Source organism: Mycobacterium sp. MMS18-G62, from assembly GCF_053877835.1.
This window is the reverse complement of sequence record NZ_CM132662.1, coordinates 2,309,229-2,328,643: the sequence shown is the minus strand read 5'-3', so window position 1 is coordinate 2,328,643 and position 19,415 is coordinate 2,309,229. Positions and strand designations below refer to the sequence as shown.

Genomic DNA, 19,415 nt, shown 5'->3' with positions numbered 1-19,415 from the left:
CGCACGCCTAGGGCTGGCCGGGCAGCAATCTGATCATCAGCCCGTTGGCCTCGGCGAGCAGGTTGTCCTCCGGCCCGCGCAGTTCGGCGTTGACGAATGCCTTGCGCCCCTCGGCCTCACGCACCCATCCCCGCGCCGTCAGCGGCGTGTCGATGGGCGTGACGTTGCGGTAGTCGACATGCAGGACGGCGGTCCTGCTGATCGGGCGTCCCGCGGCATGGATGACCATGCCGAACACCGAGTCGAACAGCAGCGGCAGCACACCGCCGTGCACCGCATAGTTGCCCCCGACGGAGAACCGGCTGAAGTGCACGCTCAATTCGACGCCATCCGGGTCGAGTTTGGTCACCCGGTACGGCGGCATCAGCAGGCTGCCCGAGCCCGGCAGCGAGGGCACGCGGTTGGCCGGGCCGACGCCCTCGGCCGCCTCGAATGGGTCGAGCAGCTTGACCAGTTCCTCGGCGCGGTCGGCAGCCTGCTCCCACGTTTCGCTGTCCGGATCGGCCGACACGGCCAGATCCTGCGCCCGGCGCATTGCGGTGAGAAAGCGTGCGAAGCCCGGGCCCGGGTCGGCTGGCTGAAAGTTCGGGAATCCGCCGTGCTTGTCGTAGTCGGGGTCGAGGAGATGGGGATCGTCGGTCATCAGGGGGCCGCCAGGATGTCGCGGCGCACGATCGTCTGTTCGCGTCCGGGCCCGACACCGATGCACGAAATATGCGCTCCGGCAAGCTCTTCCAGCCGCAGCACATAGTCTCGCGCCTTGGCGGGCAGGTCGTCGAATTCGCGGGCTTCAGAGATGTCCTCCCACCAGCCCGGCAGCTCCTCGTAAATGGGCTCGGCACGGCCGATGTCGCTCTGGGTCATCGGCATCTCGTCAGTGCGCTTCCCGTCCACGGTGTAGCCGACGCAGATCGGCACGGTCTCCAGGCTGGACAGCACGTCGAGTTTGGTCAGGAAGTAGTCGGTGATCCCGTTGACGCGGGTGGCGTAGCGGGCGATCACCGCGTCGAACCATCCGCAGCGGCGGCGTCGGCCGGTCGTGACACCGAACTCGCCGCCGGTCTTGCTCAGGTATTCGCCGTTCTCGTCGAACAGTTCGGTGGGGAACGGACCTGACCCGACGCGGGTGGTGTACGCCTTGAGGATGCCCAGCACCGTCGTGATCCTGGTCGGGCCGATGCCCGAGCCGACGGCAGCGCCGCCCGCAGTCGGATTCGACGACGTGACAAAGGGATACGTGCCGTGGTCGACGTCGAGCAGCGTGCCCTGCGAACCTTCCAGCAGAACGGTCTCGCCCTTTTCGAGCGCGACGTTGAGCAGGTAGCGGGTGTCGGCGATGCGGTGCTTGAACCCCTCGGCCTCGGTCAGCAGGGAGTCGACGACTTCGGCCGGCTCGAGCGCCTTGCGGTTGTAGATCTTTACCAGCACCTGATTCTTGAGTTCCAGTGCGGCCTCGATCTTTTGGGCCAGCAGAGCCTCGTCGAGGACATCGGCGACCCGGATGCCGATGCGGGCGATCTTGTCCTGGTAGCACGGGCCGATGCCGCGGCCTGTAGTGCCGATCTTCTTGCTGCCGGCATACCGCTCGACGACCTTGTCCATCGCCACGTGATAGGGCATCAACAGGTGCGCGTCGGCCGAGATCAGCAGGCGCTCGGTGTCGACGCCGCGATCCTCGAGGCCCTTGAGTTCGGTGAGCAGCACACTCGGATCGACCACGACGCCGTTGCCGATCACGTTGGTGACGCCGGGCGTCAGGATGCCCGACGGGATCAGGTGAAGCGCGAAATTCTCACCCGTCGGCAGCACCACGGTGTGGCCTGCGTTGTTACCGCCCTGGTAGCGCACGACCCATTGGACGCGGCCCCCGAGCAGATCAGTGGCCTTCCCTTTGCCCTCGTCACCCCATTGGGCGCCGATGAGCACGATTGCCGGCATGGCATTTCTCCCGCTTATTGTGATGCAGCCGGTGAGCTACCCTATCCCAGCTGCTGACGAGGAGACGCGTTGACCACAGCAGGTGTTGTGGTGGTGTCGTGCAGTGCACGCCGGATACCGAGGGTGTTGCGGGGGTTGCCGGTGGTCGGCCTCGACGAGGTCGTCGACTGCCGCCGCGTCGTCGTCGTGGGGACGGATGCCGATCTGGCGGCCGTGCTGACTCGGCTGCTGCGGGCGGATCGCCTCGATGTTGAGGTCGGCCACGCGCGTCGACCGTGGAACGCACGACGGGCGCGCACCGGCGCGGCGCGGCGGGTTCCGCTGATCCGCGACGAGACCGGCACCGTCATCACTCGCGCCGCCTACTGGCTGCCCGTCGAGGACGAGCGCACGATCCACGGCGAAGCCGTCGTCGACGACACCCTGCTTTTCGACGGAGAGGCGACCGGGGTATGGATCGAGCCGATCGACGCCATGCCCGGGCTGAGGGCCAGCGCGCTGACGTCGCGGATGCAGCCGAAACGCTGGGTCACCGGTCGTGCCGTGCAGCTCGGCACCGACGCCGCGCTGGTGGTTCGCGACGGGCTGCCGGGGCCGCGCCCCGTCCGACGGTCGACGTTCTATCGCCATACCCAGGGCTGGCTCCGGGTGCACTAGTTCGCTGCGCTCCTAGCCGCGAGATCGACACCAGGGTTGTTGGTAGGGGTTTTGGAAGCGCAATGGACGACCCTGATGCCGATCTCGGCGATAGCACTGCGGTCAACTAGCACCTGGACTCACCGAAGGCAGGGTCGGGATCCGTCGCGCCGCACGACCCTGTATGCAATTTCGGCTGTAGCTTCGTGACGTGAGTGTTCGCCCGCTGCACCAGTCGGTGCGGCCCAGCCCGATCTTCCTGGCGATCGTCGCGATCACAGTGGTCGGCGGTGTGCTGGCGTGGCTGGCCACCGACGTTCGACGCCCGCTGGCGTATGTCGGAGTCTTCACCTTCGTCATCGCGGGCTTCCTGGTGTCGCTGTGTCTACACGAGTTCGCGCACGCCTATACCGCGTGGCGCTTCGGCGATCGTGATGTCGAAGCGCGCGGCTATTTGACCTTGAACCCGCTGAAGTATTCACACCCGCTGTTGTCGCTCGGGCTGCCGGCACTGTTCATCGCGATGGGCGGCATCGGCCTTCCCGGTGGTGCCGTGTACGTGCGTACCGGGTGGATGACGAAGCGGCAGAAGACGTTCGTCAGCCTCGCCGGGCCTGCCACCAACCTGTTGTTCGCAATCGTCCTGCTCGTGCTGACGCGAGTGTTGTGGGAGCCGGGCCACACGGTGTTCTGGTCCGCGGTGGCGTTCCTCGGTTTCCTGCAGGTCACCGCGTTCGTGCTGAATATGCTGCCCGTCCCGGGCCTGGACGGCTACAGCGCGCTCGAACCGCATCTGAGCCCGCAGACGCAGCGCGCGCTGCAGCCCGCCAAGCAGTGGGGGTTTCTCATCTTGCTGCTCCTGCTCTTCACACCACAGGTCAACCGCTGGTTCTTCGAAGTGGTGTTGTGGTTCTTCGACGCGTCCGGCGTTCCACGAGGGCTGATCGGGCGAGGCATGGACCTCACCCGGTTCTGGTCCGCCTGGGTCTGATCGACGCCTTGCGATATATGCGACTTTACGCATAGATTGCAGGCATGGGTGCCGGACACGATCACAGCAGTGCCGATACCCGGGTCAGCCGGATGGTCATCGCCGCCGGGATCCTGACCGCGTTCTTCGCCCTCGAGCTGACGACCGCGCTGCTGATCAATTCGATCGCGCTGCTGGCGGATGCCGGCCACATGCTGACCGACCTGGTCGCGATGTTCATGGGCCTGACGGCCGTGCTGCTCGCCCGCCGGGGCAGCGCGTCGCCGGCCCGGACGTACGGCTGGCACCGTGCCGAGGTGTTCACCGCCGTCGCGAACGCGGTGCTGCTGCTCGGCGTGGCCGTGTTCATCCTCTACGAGGCGTTCGAACGCCTCGGCAACGCGCCGGAAGTCCCCGGTGTGCCGATGATCGCCGTGGCATTGGCCGGCCTGGTCGCCAACGCCATCGTCGTGCTTCTGCTGCGGTCTCACTCCAAGGAGAGCCTGGCCGTCAAGGGCGCCTACATGGAGGTCGTCGCCGACACGGTCGGCAGCATCGGTGTGCTCATCGCGGGCGTCGTCACCGTAACGACGCATTGGCCCTACGCCGACGTCGTGGTCGCCGTGTTCGTCGCGTTGTGGGTGCTCCCCCGTGCCATCTCGTTGGCCCGCGCGGCGCTGCGCATCCTGTCCGAGTCCTCGCCGTCCCACATCGACGTCGAGGAGTTGCGCACCGCGCTGTGCGCGGTCGACGGCGTCACCGAGGTGCACGATCTGCATGTGTGGACATTGGTGCCGGGCAAGAACATGGTCACCGCGCACCTGACCAGCACCGCGGACTCCGCGCGGGTGTTGGACGACGCACGCGCGGTACTGACCGCCCGCGGCCTGGACCATGCGACCGTTCAGGTGGAGCCGCCAGAGGGCGCGGCCGACTGCAACTGCGAAGCCGAGTAGGGCTAGCCCAACCCGAGTTCGTGGCGAGCCGCGGGATCACAGTCGTCGAGCAGATCCAGGCATCGCTGATATTCGTCGGTCTCACCGATCGCGTCCGCGGCGCGGGCCAGCGCGGCCACACACCGAAGGAAACCGCGATTGGGCTCGTGGCTGTAAGGCACGGGCCCAAAGCCCTTCCAGCCGTTGCGCCGTAGCTGATCCAGCCCGCGGTGGTAGCCGGTGCGGGCATACGCATACGCCGTGATGGCCTTGTCGTCGGCCAGCGCATCCTCTGCCAGCGCCGCCCACGCCACCGACGCCGTCGGGTGTGCAGCGGCCACGATGGCGGGATTCTCGGCGGCAGCCAGTTCGGCCTCGGCCGCACTGTCGCCGGGCAGCAGTACTGGATCCGGTCCCAGGAGATCACCCATCCGCGTCATTGCCCCATTGTGCCGTTAGGCTTCGCCGGTAGCGTCGTAAGGGAGGACCGCAGCACGGATGTCGAACCCATCAGGGCCTGACCAACCGGATGAAGCCACCGATGTGGCCGCCGACGACGTAGCCGCCACCGACGAGGCCACGCAGGCCGATCCCGAACCGGACCACGAGCCCGCGACCGAGATCCTGCTGTCGCCTGAGGCCCAAGCCGAGCTGCCTCAGCCCGAGGAGGACAAGCCCGCCGAGCGCCGATTCACCGCGCCGTCGGGATTCGACGCCGGCTCGACGCAGAAGATCGACACGCCCGCAGAGCCGGCCACCGAGGTCATGTCGGTGCCCGACGCACCTGCCGGCATGGCTGCGGGGACCGCCGCCACCGAACCCATGTCCCAGCAGAAAGTGGTTGCGCCACAACATATTCCGGCCCGTGGCGAGACAACCAAGCCGCTTCCTCGCAAGCGGCGTAGCTGGGGCTGGGTGATCGCTCTGGTGCTGGTGATCGCCGCGCTGGCCGCGGTCGCCATCCTCGGGACCCTGCTGCTGACCCGCGGGTCGACGCCGAAGGCGTCCGAGGAGGACAAGGTCCGCTCGACGATCCAAAACTTCGACATCGCGGTGCAGCGAGGCGATCTGGCCACGCTGCGCAGCATCACCTGCGGCACCACGCGCGACAGCTACGTCAACTACGACGACCGCGCCTGGACCGACACCCACGCCCGGGTGGCCGCGGCCAAGCAGTACCCGGTCGTCGCGAGCATCGATCAGGTAGTCGTCAACGGCGACCACGCCGAGGCCAACGTCACCACGTTCATGGCCTATGCGCCGCAGACCCGCTCGACGCGCAGCTTCGACCTACAGTTCCGCGACGACCAGTGGAAGATCTGCCAGGCTCCGAACGGCTAGGGCTGCTGGGACAGCCCGATGCAGGTGCTGATGTGTTGCTGGTTGCACGGGATGCCGTCCACGCTGGTGAACGCACTTCCCGGAGCGGTCGTCGGGACGGACCCGGTGGGCGCAACGACGATCGGAGCCGGCGGCGCACCTCCCTGACCGGCGCTGCATACGCCGGGGAATCGAGTGGGCAACGTGCCGTACGGGCACCCGTCGGCCGCGGCAGGTGCGGCGACGGAAAGCGACCCCAGGACCGTCGCGAATGTGCAGGCGATCAGAATTCCGCGCTTCACCGGTAACACCCTAGCCCGCCGAGACTGACCGGCCGGCGCTGTGCAGATCGTTGCACGCCTCGACGACGCGCTCCGACATGGAGGCCTCCGCCTTCTTCATGTAGCTGCGCGGGTCGTACACCTTCTTGTTGCCGACCTCGCCGTCGACCTTGAGCACACCGTCGTAGTTGGTGAACATGTGCCCGACGATCGGACGGCTGAACGCGTACTGGGTATCGGTGTCGACGTTCATCTTCACCACGCCGTAGCGCAGCGCTTCCTCGATCTCGGACTTCAACGAGCCCGAGCCGCCGTGGAACACAAAGTCGAAAGGCTTTGCGCCGTCGGGCAATCCGAGCTTCTTGGCAGCCACCTTCTGGCCCTCGTCGAGGATGTCGGGCCGCAGCTTCACGTTGCCCGGCTTGTACACGCCGTGCACGTTTCCAAACGTCGCGGCGAGCAAGTACTTGCCGTGCTCGCCGGCGCCGAGCGCGTCGATGGTCTTCTCGAAGTCCTCGGCCGTGGTGTAGAGCTTGTCGTTGATCTCGTGGGCGACGCCGTCCTCCTCGCCACCGACGACGCCGATCTCGATCTCCAGGATGATCTTGGCGGCCGCCGCCTCCTTGAGCAGCTCGCGGGCGATTTCGAGGTTCTCGTCGATCGGTACCGCCGAGCCGTCCCACATGTGCGACTGGAACAGCGGATTAGCGCCCTCGGCCACCCGCTTCTGCGATATCGCCAGCAGCGGTTTGACGTAGGTGTCCAGCTTGTCCTTCGGACAGTGGTCGGTGTGCAGCGCGACGGTGATCGGGTACCTCTCGGCGACGATGTGGGCGAACTCCGCCAGCGCGACGGCACCGGTCACCATGTCCTTGATGCCAAGGCCGGAGCTGAATTCCGCTCCGCCCGTGGAGAATTGGATGATGCCGTCGCTGCCCGCGTCGGCGAAGCCCTTCAGCGCGGCATTGACGGTTTCTGACGATGTGCAGTTGATCGCCGGGAACGCGAACGAGTGCTCCTTGGCGCGGCCCAGCATCTCGGCGTAGACCTCGGGCGTTGCGATGGGCATGACAGTTCCTCTCGGCTGACCGTATCGGTAACGAAGTATCTCAAGACTCAGACGGTCAGCACCATTCGGTAGCGAGCCCTGCCCTGGTCCATCGCCGCATATGCGTCGGCGGCCTCGGCCAGCGGCCGCTCCTCGATCACGGCGCGCACCCCGGACAGCACCGCGAAGTGCATCGTCTCCTCGACATCGCGCGACGTGCCCGACGGGTGGCCGGTCACCGACAGGGCGTCGTTGATCAGTTGGATCGGCGCGATCGGCAGCGGGTCGGCGGTCACACCGATGATGACGAGTTCACCCTGTGGGGCCAGGCCGCCGACGGTGTCGGCCATCGCCGCGGAGTTCGCGGCCGTGGCCAGCACCACCGTCGCGCCGCCGAGGTCCTTCAACGCGCTCGCCACGTCACCGGCCGTCGAATCGATGTAGTGATGAGCGCCCAGTTCGCGGGCGTCGGCCTCCTTGCCGGCGCCTCGCGCGATCGCGATGGTCTCGAAGCCCATCGCGCGGGCCCACTGCACCCCGAGGTGACCCAGCCCGCCAATGCCGAGCACCGCCACCCGATCACCTGCGACGGCCCTGGTTCCGCGCAGCGCGTTGTACGTGGTGACACCCGCACACCCCATCGGGGCGGCCTCGGCGAACGACAATTCGTCGGGGATGCGCGCCAGCGCGGTGGCGGGGGCGGTGACCGATTCGGCGTAGCCGCCTGGGTAATGCCAACTCGGGACCTGCATGTTGACGCACTGCATGAACTGGCCCTTGCGGCAGCGGATGCAGCGGTTGCAGTTGCCGCCGAACCACCCCACCGCGACCCGGTCACCCATGGCGAAACCCTCGACCCCGTCGCCGATTTCGGCGATCGTGCCCGCGATCTCGTGCCCCGGTGTGAGCGGCCAGGTCATGTTCGGGAAACCGCCGTTGACGAATCCGTGGTCGGTCCCGCACACCCCGCACGCTTTGACCGCAATGCGGACGTGGCCGGCGCCTGGCGGCTCTGTTTCTACGTCGACGAGGGTCAGTGGCGCTTGAGCGGATGCGACGTGCACGGCTTTATGGGTGGCCATAGCTGACCCTAACGCCGACCTTGGGTTCCAAGCCCCGCTTGAGAATCCGTTGAGGCCTCGAAAGCAGCATTCGACCATGGACATCAGCAGACGTTTGGCAATCGCCGCGATGGTCGCTGCGGCAACCAGTGCGGCCGTCGCCGGCTGCACAAGTACAAGTGCGCCATTGGCTTCCGGCACTGCCACGACCTCGCAAGCCGCGCCGGCGACGAGCCGGCCTTGGGCGACGTGGCAGACGCCGAAGCCCAAACCGCAGTCGCCGGTGAGCGGCATCGACGTCCGCATCACAGCCGAGGGCGGCACCACCGTCCGGCCCGGCGGCCCGCCGATCCGTTTCAACGTCACCATGGCCAACAACGGCGCCGACCTCGACTCCGTGGGAATGGTGGTGTCGATGGGCCATTGTTCGTGCAGTCCGGGCGGGGCCGCCATGATGCCCAGCGGGTCCATGCACATGCTGGACCCTCAAACCAATACGTGGGTGTCGGTTCCGTACGTCGCCGAAGGAACCGGCATGGACTACATCACCGCGAACCTCGTGCCTCCGTTTCCACTCGCTCACAATCAGACCGTCAGTTATGAACTCGAAATGCAGCTCGACCCCGACGACGACGGATCGGTGAAAAATGGCGAGTCGACGATCAACGTGACACCGACGGACCCGGCGAACCCCATGCGTCACGGGTTTCGCTACGCCAAATACCTGCCCATCACCGTCGAGCCGTAGCGTCGGTATCTTGGGGGGCCATGGACCTCACCCCCGCGACCCAGCTGGCGCTCATGCCGGACTTCCTGGATCCGATCAAGCTGCTCGGATACTTCGGTACCTGGGCGCTGGTGGGGTTGTTGGTCGTCATCTTCGTCGAGTCCGGGGTGCTGTTCCCGGTCCTGCCCGGGGACACGCTGCTGTTCGTCGCGGGCATGCTCGCCGCGGGCACAGCCGCCGCAGGGCAGGCCGACTTCCAGCTGTGGCAGCTGCTGGTCTTCATCCCCATCGCCGCCGTGCTCGGCGGCCAAGTGGGGTACTTCATCGGCCGCTACGTCGGTACCGCGATGTTCAAGCCGAATGCTCGCGTGCTCAAGCAGCGGTATCTCGATGAGGCCCACGCCTTCTTCGAGGAGCGCGGACCGTTCGCCATCGTGCTCGCACGCTTCGTGCCGATTGTGCGGACCCTGGCGCCGATCACAGCGGGCGCCGCGCGGATGAGCTACGGCGCGTTCACACTCTTCAACGTCATCGGCGCCGTCGTATGGGGCGTCGGCCTGACGCTGCTCGGCTACGGGCTCGGCCAGTTCGAGTTCATCCAGAAACTGATCGAGCCGATCTTCATCCTCATCGCGCTGGCGTCGATAACGCCGATGCTCATCGAGTGGTACAGGCGGCGGCGCTCACGCGGGGTGAAGCCGGAACCAATCGAGGAGTAACTCGGCGACGGTGTCCGGACGCTCTTCGGGGATCCAATGGGAGACGCCGCGCAGCGTCTCGAATCGGTAGTCGGCACTGACGTAACGTCCGCTGGCCCTTGCGGCCTTTTCCAGCAACGCGGCGTCGTTATCGCTCCACACGTACATCGTCGGGACCGTGATCTTCTTCGCGACGCGTCGTCCACCGGAGAACGGCATGGCGCGGTACCAGTTGAGTGCCGCGGTGAGCGCGCCGGGCTCGGCCATCGCCCGCGCGTCGCGGGCGGCGGCGTCCGGAGCCAACCCTCCTTGCTCGAGGAAGCTCTGCAGCCGGCTCGATGCGCCGTTGCGACGCAGCAGCAGCCGCTCCGGAATGCGTGGCAGTTGGAAGACGGCCATGTACCACGACGCCAGGGCCTGCTTGCTGGTCGCCATCGCTTTGACGAACGCGGCGGGATGCGGCACGGAGATAGGCGAGACCGACGCCAGCCGCGACGGCAGCTGCGCGGCGACCGCCCATGCCACGAAGCCGCCCCAGTCGTGCCCGACGATGTGGACCCGCTCTGCGCCACTGGCATCGATCAGTGCGCCGACGTCGTCGACGAGTTCTGAGATCCGATAGTCGCGGCGCCGCGGAGGCCGGGCGCCGGGCGAGTAGCCACGCTGATTGGGCGCAAGGCAGCGGAACCCGTGAGCGGTCAGCCGGTCGATGATGGCGTCCCAGCAGGAGTTGGACTGTGGAAATCCATGCAACAACACGACGACGGGCCCGTCGGCCGGGCCGGCGTCGCGAACGTCGAAAACCAGCTCACCGCGGCGGAATTGGTCCAACTCAGGCCTCCAATGCCCGGATCAGGCTCGCGGAATCCCAGGGCCCCTTGTGCCGCTTACCGTTGACGAAGAACGTCGGAGTCGAGTTCAGGTCCATCAGCTCGGCATCCTGCGCGTCGTCCTGCACGCGGTGCAGCACCTTCGTCGGGTGCACACGCACGTCCTGGTCGAACCGTTCCAGGTCGAGCCCGATCGCATTGGCGTAGCGATATATGTCGGACCACTCCAGATCGTCCTGATTGGCGAACAGCATCCGTCCCATCTCGAAGTACTTGCCCTGCAGCCCCGCCGCTTCGGCCGCCCTCGCGGCGTCGAACGCGCGCGGGTGCACCCGCTCGAGCGGAAGATGGCGCCATACGTAGCGCAGCGTGTCGCCGAAGTGCGCAACCACCTCGTCGATGGAGCCGGTGGCCCGGCTGCAGAACGGGCATTCGTAGTCGCCGTACTCCACCAGCGTCAGGGGTGCGTTCGGGTCGCCGCGGATATGGTCACGGTCGGGATCAATGGGCCGGATCAGCTTGAGCCCCACCGGTTCCGGCGGGCTGAGCCAGTCCGTGAGCCTGAAGATCGCCCACCCGGCGAAGAACGCGATGGCCGACGCGAGCAGCACACCGATCCGCGCCTGGTCTTGACGCTCCGGCTCGGTGATCGCGATGTCGACGATGAAAAGTGAAATGGTGAAACCGATTCCGGACAGGGCCGCGCCACCGGCGACTCGGCGCAGCCTGCCGCCTGGCGCCAGCTGACCCATGCCGGTGCGCTGCATGAACCAGGTCGCCCCGGTGATGCCGACGAACTTACCGACCACCAGACCCGCGACGATTCCCCACGTCAGCGTCGACCGAAGTGCGCCCGTCAAGCTCTCGGCATCGAGGCGCACACCGGCATTGACCAACGCGAACAGCGGCAGCACCACGAACGACACATACGGGCCGACGGCGGTCTGCAAGCGCTCGTTGATCGAAATCGATTCGCGCAGACCACGAGTCGCGGCCCTGGCGTACTGCGAATTGGGCGACTGCCGGAAGGCACGGATGAGGTCGACGGCTTCCTCCACACGCTGACGCTCCGGCGTGAAGACAGGGATCAGCAGCGCCACGACGACCCCGGCCAGTGTCGGGTGCACACCGGACATGAACAACGCGACCCACAGCGCAAAGCCCAGCAGCGCGTAGGCCGGGCCGCGGCCAGCGGGCAAGTATCGGACCGACGCGATGGCGGCGATCAGCAGGACGGCAAACGCGAGCGGGACGACGTTGATGCGATCGGAATAGAACAACGCGATCACGCACAACGCGCCGATGTCGTCGACCACCGCCAACGTGAGCAGGAAGATCCGAAGGCGGGCAGGGAATTTGGGTTTGATGATGGCCAGCGCGCCGATCAGGAACGCGGTGTCGGTGGAGATCACCACTCCCCACGCCTGCGCGTCCTCGCCCGATGGGTTGAACAGCAGGAAGATGATCGCCGGAAGCGTCAGCCCGGCGATCGCGGCGACCACGGGCACCGCGGCCCTGGCGCGATCGGTGAGCTCGCCGATGGCGAACTCACTGGTGACTTCCAATCCGACGATGAAGAAGAAGAATGTCATCAGGCCGTCGTTGACCAGATGCTTGACGGTCAGTTCGAAGTGCCGTTCTCCGAACGTGAATCCGACATGCGTGTCCAGCAGGGCCGAATATGTTTCGGCCCACGGCGAATTCGCCCACAGAATCGCCGCGACGGTGAAGGCCAGCAAGAGCGCGGCGGCGGTGTTTTCCTTGGTGCCTGGGGCCTTGGGGTCGCGGCTGAATCGGCTCGGTAGTAGGCGAACGATTCGCGGCAGCGGCTCTGCGGTCACGCGGCGGTGCCGTCGTCGCCGCTCGCGGCGGTGACCGTGTGAGCGGCCTCCATCAGCATCCAGCCCGACAGCTGCACCGACATATCGCGTTCAGGCACTTCTGACGCGTTGACGGCGCCCTCGACGAATTGGGCCTGCCGGCCGCCGCCTGACGGGATCTCCGCGGCGCGTTCCCAGAACGGACCGAACAGCGGCAGATCGTCGACGGTTTGACGGTTGTCCCATGCTGATTGCGCGGACTTCAACACAAGCTCGCGGGCGGTCTCGCGAGCGGTGGCGTCGTCGGGAATGTTCTGCGGCAGCAACGTGGCCACGAGCGCGAGATAGCGGGCCAGGATCCCGTTGAACAGTCCGCCGTCGCCGCCGCCGGCACCTTTGATGATTCCATCGGGGGCCATGTGCTCGTTCACGGCGGCGACCAGCCGATGCACTCTCGGCGCGTGGTCGGGGTCCTCGGTTCGGGCAGCGAGTTCGGTTTCCAGGCCGAGCACCACACCCTGACAGTAGGTGTATTGCGCCCGCACCAGCGAGCCGCCTTTGATGCCGTCGAAGACGAGGTGGGTTTCAGGGTCGATCAACGTCTCGTCGATCCAGTCGGCCATCTGCTGTGCGCGCCGCAGCCGGTCGCCGTAGCGGGCGAGGAAGATCCCGGCCGGTCCGTTGGCCGGCGCGTTGAAGAACTGGTCTTGCTTACGCCATGGAATGCCGCCGCCGTCCTCGGGCACCCACGCGTTGATGAACTGCTCGGACAGCTTCTTGAGCGCCTTGGGCCGCGCCACGCCGGCCAGCCGCTCTGCCCGCTCGAGCGCGATCGCGAGCCAGGCCATGTCGTCGTAGTAGTCGTTGACCCAAGATCCGGTGTTGCGCAGCCGATGTGAGCGAATCTGGCGGGTGATCTTCTTGACCCGATCGGGTTGCGGGTCGCGCACTTGCGCGTCGACGAGGCAGTCGAGCAGGTGGGCTTGCCACCAGTAGTGCCAGGTGCGAAATTCCGCGTCGTGTCGCGTCGGCGGCCACGACACCACACCGAGTTGCGTGCCTGGCACCTTCCAGATCCGTTTCAGGTGCCGCTTGGCTATCGCGGCTTCCGCACTGGCCGCGCGGTTTGCCCAGACCTGATCCATGGTGTTGATCCTGCCCTACCAGGCCTTGGAAATGTCCCCATGTTGGGTGATCCAGCTGTGCATCGCGATGCCGGCGGCGACCCCCGCGTTCATGCTGCGCGTCGAGCCGAACTGCGCGATCGACACGGTGACGGCGGCGCCGGCCTTCGCGTCGGCGGTGATACCCGGGCCCTCCTGGCCGAAGATCAGCAGGCATTCGCGGGGCAGGGTGGTGTCTTCGATGCGCTGTGCGCCCGGCACGTTGTCCACCGCAACCACGGTGAGCCCGGCGTCAGCCGCGAAGGCCAGCAGGTCGGCGGTGGAGTCGTGATGTTGCAGGCGTTGGTAGCGGTCGGTCACCATCGCGCCGCGACGGTTCCATCGGCGGCGCCCGACGATATGGACGGTGTGCACGGCGAAGGCGTTGGCGGTGCGCACGACCGCGCCGATGTTGGCGTCGTTTCCGAAGTTCTCGATGGCCACATTCAACGGATGCCTGCGGCCGTCGATGTCGGCGATGATCGCGTCGCGGGTCCAATAACGGTATGCGTCAACGACATTGCGGGTATCACCGTCACGAAGTAGCGCCGGGTCGTAGCGCGGATCGTCGGGCAACGGACCCTGCCACGGCCCCACGCCAGGGCTTTCGCCCCATTCGGTCGGTCCGGCGTTACTCACGGGTCGTCCACAGCGCAGCGTGGGTGCCGACCATCGACACCGTCGCATAGAGCAGCGCCTGGTTGATCTCGCCCTGTGTGCACAGCGACGCGCGCACCTCGACAGCCGCGCGCGATGCCTCGGGCAGCACGAGCACCGACGAGCCGTAGACGTCGCAGGCATGGCTCAGCCCGGGAGGCGGCACGGTCGGTGTCGCAAGCACCATCAACGGGCCGCCGCGGCGAGTCGAGTCGTCGCGGTATCGCTCTGCCAGGCCGGTGATTTCGAGGCCGAGCAGCATGTAGCCGTTGCCGGAGAACGCTTCAGGGTCGCCAAGTGCGGTGGCATCGAGCTGCGCCCCATCGGCGCGAAACGCGTCCACGCTCGTGGTCTTGAGCACCAGGCCGGTGTCATTCTCGTTGGTCGCAGGCACACCGACGGGGAACGCCGCGGGATACCCGACCGTGGTGCCCGCGATGCGATCGCGCGGCGAGTATACGTAGACGCCGCGGACCTGCGAGTGGTCTCGCAGGGGCCCCAAACACACTGCGCCCGTGAGCCGGTCTGGTGTTGGTGCCGAAAGTGGTTGCACAGCAAGGCTCGTCATATCCTTGCAGCCGGCGAGCCCGTTGGCCTCCACCGGATGGGCCAGCGCGCCGTAGAGTCCGAATCGCACGTCTTCGGGTTTGGCGTGCGCGCCGCCGTTCTGCGACGGTGAGGCGTCGACGTCGACGAGGACGTAATCGCCGTCGAAACGAAGATTCGATACCGACATGTTCCAGCCGAGGATCGACTGCGACTCGCCCATCGCCGCGCCTTGTATGGAATAGGCACCGCCACGGTTGTCGTCACTCGAGCAGGCTGACGCGACGACGACGATCGCGGTCAGCGTTGCGATTAGGGCGCGCACCGGTCGCTACGTGCGGCCACGGCCCTTGCCAACAACTTTTGTGAAGGCGCGCACCAGGTTTCGCGGTACCATCCGTCCGCCGGTGGTGAGCACCTTGTACTGCAGGCCTGGAATGATGACGACCTTGCCCTTGGCGACATCGGCCATGGCTTCACGTACGACGTCTTCGACCTCGAGCCACAGGAACGACGGAGTGCCGCTCATCTCGATGCCGGCGCGCGCGTGAAACTCGGTGTGCACGAATCCCGGACACAACGCGTGCACCCCGACGCCGGTGCCTTCCAAACCATTGGCGAGGCCTTCGGAGAACGCGATCACCCATGCCTTGGATGCGGAGTACGTGGACCCGCGGCCCGGCAGTAACCCCGCGACGCTGGCGACGTTGATGACCGTGCCCGCATGCGCCGCGACCATGGACGGCAGCGCCGCATGGGTCAGCTGCATCACCGCGGTGACGTTGACGTCGAGTTGTTTTTGCAGCACCGCGAAATCGGCAGACCAGAATTCGCCCGAGGTGCCGAAACCGGCGTTGTTCACCAACACCTGAACACCCGCGGCGAGCCGGTCGGCGACCTTGGCGCGGTCGGCCGCGTCGGCCAGGTCGGCGGGCAGCACTTCCACATGCGCGCCGACCTCGTCGCGCAGTTCCGCGGCGAGCTGCTCGAGGCGATCCACGTCGCGGGCGACCAGCACAAGGTCATAGCCGTCGATGGCGTAGCGCCTGGCGAATCCCAAACCCAGCCCGGACGTCGGCCCAGTGATCAATGCGACAGGGCGTGACATGCGTATGAGCGTAGCCAACGGCGCCGAGGCCGCCGAACCTGCGGGCAGACGCCCGGGCGGCGAACGTGACCCGGGAAGCCCATTGGCCAAATTGCCCGCCTATTAGCGACTTTTCAGCGACAGGGGTTACTCGTCGCTGGGTTGTCGCTACGAGGCGGGCAAAACGCCTATCGGCGCGGAATGTGACGCGTGTGACTATCGCTGATAATGCGGTGACTGCCGTCCGTTGCGCGACGGTGGCGGCGGACGACGAACGGGCTCGGCCCTGCCCGCCTCGGGCCGCGGTGCGGCGTAGCGACCGACATCCGCGCGGCCCGGCGGCAAATCGGCGCGACCAGGCGGCAACTCGGACCGCGCAGGCCCCGGCTTGAGCGGACGACTCGGCGAGCCGCTGCGCCGGGCGACGGCCTGGCTGGACACGGGCTGCGGTACCGGGGGCAGCACCCGCAGCAGGTCGTTGAACTGCCGCACGGTGCGCAGCCCCTCGTCCCACTGCGCGCGCGTGCTGGTGACCGGCATCGACACCAGCGTCCAGTTCTGCTCGTTCCACATGATCTCGGCGCAGTCGGGCGCCGTGTGGGCGAACGTCACCATGCGCCGGTCGCAAGCGCGGCGGGCGGCGTCGAGGTTGGTGGAGTACACCATCCGCGGGCCGATCGCGCCGAGCAGCCAAATGTCGTTCTCCCGCGGCTCTTTGATGCCCTTGAGCCGCAGGTCGACGACGACGTTGGTGCCCACCTTGCGGTGCAGCGCGATGACCGTCGCGACGTCCTCGAGGTCGAAGATGAACACGGCCTCACCGCGGATCTGCCCGAGCACCACGTTCTTGGCGGTCACGTCGCCGACGGTGGACATCACGCCGCGCTTCCAGCGCTTGAGGATGTCGGCCGACTCGTGCTCGTAGTCGAAGCCGTGCGACTTCGCCCAGGACTTTCGCCGACGGCCCAGCCCACGTCGACGGTCGATGTCGACGTACAGGAGCACCGCCGCGCCCACAAAACAGAGCGCGGACAGCGTGAACCAGAGTGGAACCATCGCGCCTAGCCTACTTGCTGGTACCCCATTCGCCCGAACGCGAGCAGGTCACAACCCGGCATCGCCGATCAGCCGAGGACCAGCGACTCGCCGTCGGCACTGACATTGACCGGCACGACATCGCCGTCGTGCACGTCGCCGGACAACAGCATCTTGGCCAGCTGGTCGCCGATGGCCTGCTGAATCAGCCGGCGCAGCGGACGGGCGCCATAGACCGGGTCGAACCCGCGCTGCGCGAGCCACTCCTTGGCAGGCAACGACACCTCGAGAGTGAGCCGCCGCTGAGCCAGCCGCTTCTGCAGCTGAGCCAGCTGAATGTCGACGATCTGCACGAGTTCGCTCGGCTCGAGGCCGTGGAAGACGATCACGTCGTCGAGCCGGTTGATGAACTCGGGCTTGAACGCCGAGCGCACCGCCGCCATCACCTGCTCCTCGGTGCCGCCCGACCCAAGGTTGGACGTCAGGATCAGGATCGTGTTGCGGAAGTCGACCGTGCGGCCCTGACCGTCGGTCAGCCTGCCCTCGTCGAGCACCTGCAGCAGGATGTCGAACACGTCCGGGTGGGCCTTTTCGATCTCGTCGAACAGGATCACCGTGTACGGACGCCGCCGGACCGCCTCGGTCAGCTGGCCGCCCTGGTCGTAGCCGATGTAGCCCGGAGGCGCACCGACCAGCCGAGCGACCGAGTGCTTCTCGCCGTACTCGCTCATGTCGATGCGGACCATCGCGCGTTCGTCGTCGAACAAAAACTCCGCCAGCGCCTTGGCCAACTCGGTCTTACCGACACCCGTCGGGCCCAGGAACATGAACGAACCCGTCGGCCGGTTCGGGTCGGCGACGCCTGCCCGGCTGCGGCGCACCGCGTCGGACACGGCCTGCACGGCCTGACGCTGGCCGACGACGCGCTTGCCGAGCTCGTCTTCCATGCGCAGCAGCTTGGCCGTCTCGCCCTCGAGCATCCGCCCGGCAGGAATCCCGGTCCACGCCGACACCACCTCGGCGATGTCGTCGGGCCCGACCTCTTCCTTGAGCATGACGCCCTCGCGGGCCTCGGCCTGGGGCAGCGCAGCGTCGAGCTTCTTCTCGATCTCCGGGATGCGGCCGTAGCGCAGCTCTGCGGCCTTGGCCAGATCGCCGTCGCGCTCCGCCCGCTCGGACTCCATGCGCAAGTTCTCCAGCTGCTCCTTGAGCTCGCGGACCACGTCGATGGCGCTCTTCTCGTTCTGCCAGCGCGTTGTCAGTTCGGCCAGCTTCTCTTTCTGGTCGGCCAGCTCGGACCGCAGCTTCGCCAGTCGCTCCTTGGAAGCGTCGTCTTCTTCCTTGGCCAGCGCCATCTCCTCGATCTCGAGGCGACGGACCAGCCGCTCGACCTCGTCGATCTCGACGGGCCGGGAGTCGATCTCCATCCGCAGCCGGGAGGCGGCCTCGTCGACCAGGTCGATGGCCTTGTCCGGCAGGAAGCGGGCGGTGATGTAGCGGTCGGACAGTGTGGCCGCCGCGACCAGCGCCGAGTCGGTGATGCGCACGCCGTGGTGCACCTCGTAGCGCTCCTTGAGACCACGCAGGATGCCGACGGTGTCCTCGACCGACGGCTCGCCGACGAACACCTGCTGGAAGCGGCGCTCCAGCGCGGCGTCCTTCTCGATGTACTTGCGGTACTCGTCGAGCGTGGTCGCGCCGACCAGCCGCAGCTCGCCGCGGGCCAGCATCGGCTTGATCATGTTGCCTGCGTCCATCGACGATTCGCCGGTCGCGCCGGCGCCGACGATGGTGTGCAACTCGTCGATGAACGTGATGATCTGGCCCGCTGAATTCTTGATGTCGTCGAGCACGGCCTTGAGGCGCTCCTCGAACTCGCCGCGGTACTTCGACCCGGCGACCATCGAACCGAGGTCCAGGCTGATGACCGTCTTGTCGCGCAGGCTCTCCGGCACGTCGCCGGCCACGATGCGCTGGGCGAGGCCCTCCACGATCGCGGTCTTGCCGACGCCGGGTTCACCGATCAGCACCGGATTGTTCTTGGTGCGGCGGGAGAGCACCTGCACGACGCGACGAATTTCGTTGTCGCGCCCGATAACTGGATCGAGCTTGCCTTCACGCGCACGCGCCGTCAGGTCGGTGGAGTACTTCTCCAGCGCTTGATACGTCGCCTCGGGTTCCGGGCTGGTGACGCGGGCGCTGCCGCGGACTTTCACGAATGCCTCACGCAATGCCTGCGGGGAGGCGCCGTGCCCGGTCAGCAGCTTGGCCACGTCGGAGTCGCCGGTGGCGAGGCCGACCATCAAGTGCTCGGTCGAGACGTACTCGTCGTCCATCTCGGTGGCGAGGTTCTGTGCCGTGGTGATCGCGGCGAGCGATTCACGGGACAGCTGCGGCTGCGAGCTCGCGCCGCTGGCGCTGGGGAGCCGGTCGATCAGCCGCTCGGTCTCGCTGCGGATGCCCGCAGGGTCGACGCCGACGGCCTCCAACAGCGGCACGGCAATGCCGTCGTTCTGGGTCAGCAACGCCATCAGCAGGTGGGCGGGCACAATCTGCGGATTGCCCGCAGCGCTTGCCGCCTGCAACGCCGCGGTCAGCGCCGCCTGGGTCTTGGTCGTCGGGTTGAATGAATCCACGACGATCCTCCAATCTTCGAAAAAGTC

Annotated in this window: 20 protein-coding genes; 6 read left to right on the top strand and 14 right to left on the bottom strand. The window is 66.9% G+C overall.

Annotation, left to right across the window (positions count from 1 at the left end; translation table 11 throughout):
- Positions 1-7: 7 nt before the first annotated feature.
- The gene (locus ACWW36_RS11580) at positions 8-643 is read right to left on the bottom strand and encodes a PaaI family thioesterase (protein ID WP_456141672.1); all 636 of its coding nucleotides are present in this window, start codon (positions 641-643) and stop codon (positions 8-10) included.
- Complete coding sequence (locus ACWW36_RS11575; RefSeq protein ID WP_456141671.1) at positions 643-1,938, bottom strand: adenylosuccinate synthase; 1,296 nt, start codon at positions 1,936-1,938, stop codon at positions 643-645. The genes ACWW36_RS11580 and ACWW36_RS11575 overlap by 1 nt, the downstream gene beginning before the upstream one ends.
- Before the next feature lie 69 nt (positions 1,939-2,007).
- Between ACWW36_RS11575 and ACWW36_RS11570 the strand changes: the two genes are divergently transcribed.
- The 3 genes from ACWW36_RS11570 (at position 2,008) to ACWW36_RS11560 (ending at position 4,500) form a co-directional block, all read left to right on the top strand.
- Positions 2,008-2,595, top strand: coding sequence for a peptidase M50 (locus tag ACWW36_RS11570; protein ID WP_456141670.1), 588 nt, complete (start codon positions 2,008-2,010; stop codon positions 2,593-2,595).
- Positions 2,596-2,785: 190 nt separating this feature from the next.
- The gene (locus ACWW36_RS11565; RefSeq protein WP_456141669.1) at positions 2,786-3,565 is read left to right on the top strand and encodes a site-2 protease family protein; all 780 of its coding nucleotides are present in this window, start codon (positions 2,786-2,788) and stop codon (positions 3,563-3,565) included.
- Between the two features lie 44 nt (positions 3,566-3,609).
- Positions 3,610-4,500: a cation diffusion facilitator family transporter gene (locus ACWW36_RS11560; RefSeq protein ID WP_456141668.1), complete on the top strand. Its 891-nt coding sequence runs from the start codon at positions 3,610-3,612 to the stop codon at positions 4,498-4,500.
- A 2-nt stretch (positions 4,501-4,502) separates the two neighbouring features.
- On the opposite strand, the gene ACWW36_RS11555 is transcribed toward ACWW36_RS11560, so the two are convergent.
- A complete protein-coding gene (locus ACWW36_RS11555) occupies positions 4,503-4,919 on the bottom strand; it encodes a DUF3151 domain-containing protein (protein ID WP_456141667.1) in 417 nt (138 codons plus the stop codon).
- Positions 4,920-4,977: 58 nt separating this feature from the next.
- Here ACWW36_RS11555 and ACWW36_RS11550 point away from each other — a divergent pair, with 58 nt between their 5' ends.
- Positions 4,978-5,820, top strand: coding sequence for an Rv0361 family membrane protein (locus ACWW36_RS11550; RefSeq protein ID WP_456141666.1), 843 nt, complete (start codon positions 4,978-4,980; stop codon positions 5,818-5,820).
- On the opposite strand, the gene ACWW36_RS11545 is transcribed toward ACWW36_RS11550, so the two are convergent.
- The 3 genes from ACWW36_RS11545 to ACWW36_RS11535 are packed head-to-tail and all read right to left on the bottom strand — an operon-like array spanning position 5,817 to position 8,210.
- Entirely contained in the window at positions 5,817-6,101 is a 285-nt protein-coding gene (locus ACWW36_RS11545; RefSeq protein ID WP_456141665.1) for a hypothetical protein, read from the bottom strand. The two genes, ACWW36_RS11550 and ACWW36_RS11545, sit on opposite strands and share 4 nt — an antisense overlap.
- A gap of 10 nt (positions 6,102-6,111) precedes the next feature.
- A complete protein-coding gene (gene fbaA, locus ACWW36_RS11540) occupies positions 6,112-7,149 on the bottom strand; it encodes a class II fructose-bisphosphate aldolase (protein ID WP_456141664.1) in 1,038 nt (345 codons plus the stop codon).
- A gap of 47 nt (positions 7,150-7,196) precedes the next feature.
- A complete protein-coding gene (locus tag ACWW36_RS11535; RefSeq protein ID WP_456141663.1) occupies positions 7,197-8,210 on the bottom strand; it encodes an alcohol dehydrogenase catalytic domain-containing protein in 1,014 nt (337 codons plus the stop codon).
- A gap of 76 nt (positions 8,211-8,286) precedes the next feature.
- On the opposite strand from ACWW36_RS11535, the gene ACWW36_RS11530 reads away from it, so the two are divergent.
- The gene (locus tag ACWW36_RS11530; protein ID WP_456141662.1) at positions 8,287-8,937 is read left to right on the top strand and encodes a hypothetical protein; all 651 of its coding nucleotides are present in this window, start codon (positions 8,287-8,289) and stop codon (positions 8,935-8,937) included.
- Positions 8,938-8,957: 20 nt separating this feature from the next.
- Positions 8,958-9,635, top strand: a complete 678-nt coding sequence (locus ACWW36_RS11525) for a VTT domain-containing protein (RefSeq protein ID WP_456141661.1) — start codon at positions 8,958-8,960, stop codon at positions 9,633-9,635.
- On the opposite strand, the gene ACWW36_RS11520 is transcribed toward ACWW36_RS11525, so the two are convergent.
- The 8 genes from ACWW36_RS11520 to clpB all read right to left on the bottom strand — a co-directional run bounded on the left by ACWW36_RS11520 (position 9,600) and on the right by clpB (position 19,388).
- Positions 9,600-10,445: an alpha/beta fold hydrolase gene (locus ACWW36_RS11520; RefSeq protein WP_456141660.1), complete on the bottom strand. Its 846-nt coding sequence runs from the start codon at positions 10,443-10,445 to the stop codon at positions 9,600-9,602. The two genes, ACWW36_RS11525 and ACWW36_RS11520, sit on opposite strands and share 36 nt — an antisense overlap.
- A 1-nt stretch (position 10,446) precedes the next feature.
- Complete coding sequence (gene nhaA, locus ACWW36_RS11515; RefSeq protein WP_456141659.1) at positions 10,447-12,285, bottom strand: Na+/H+ antiporter NhaA; 1,839 nt, start codon at positions 12,283-12,285, stop codon at positions 10,447-10,449.
- On the bottom strand, positions 12,282-13,409 hold the full coding sequence (locus ACWW36_RS11510) for a glycoside hydrolase family 76 protein (protein ID WP_456141658.1): 1,128 nt from the start codon (positions 13,407-13,409) through the stop codon (positions 12,282-12,284). Before ACWW36_RS11510 ends, nhaA begins: the two co-directional genes overlap by 4 nt.
- Positions 13,410-13,424: 15 nt before the next feature.
- Positions 13,425-14,114 carry a TrmH family RNA methyltransferase gene (locus tag ACWW36_RS11505; RefSeq protein ID WP_456141657.1) on the bottom strand — a complete coding sequence of 230 codons (690 nt, stop codon included), beginning with the start codon at positions 14,112-14,114 and terminating at the stop codon, positions 13,425-13,427.
- Entirely contained in the window at positions 14,059-14,955 is an 897-nt protein-coding gene (locus ACWW36_RS11500) for a hypothetical protein (RefSeq protein ID WP_456141656.1), read from the bottom strand. The genes ACWW36_RS11505 and ACWW36_RS11500 overlap by 56 nt, the downstream gene beginning before the upstream one ends.
- Positions 14,956-14,961: 6 nt before the next feature.
- Positions 14,962-15,738 (bottom strand): SDR family NAD(P)-dependent oxidoreductase, encoded by a 777-nt coding sequence (locus ACWW36_RS11495; protein WP_456141655.1) that lies wholly within the window; start codon positions 15,736-15,738, stop codon positions 14,962-14,964.
- 195 nt (positions 15,739-15,933) lie between these two features.
- The gene (ttfA, locus tag ACWW36_RS11490; RefSeq protein WP_456141654.1) at positions 15,934-16,773 is read right to left on the bottom strand and encodes a trehalose monomycolate transport factor TtfA; all 840 of its coding nucleotides are present in this window, start codon (positions 16,771-16,773) and stop codon (positions 15,934-15,936) included.
- Positions 16,774-16,841: 68 nt separating this feature from the next.
- The gene (clpB, locus tag ACWW36_RS11485; RefSeq protein WP_456141653.1) at positions 16,842-19,388 is read right to left on the bottom strand and encodes an ATP-dependent chaperone ClpB; all 2,547 of its coding nucleotides are present in this window, start codon (positions 19,386-19,388) and stop codon (positions 16,842-16,844) included.
- Positions 19,389-19,415: the final 27 nt, after the last annotated feature.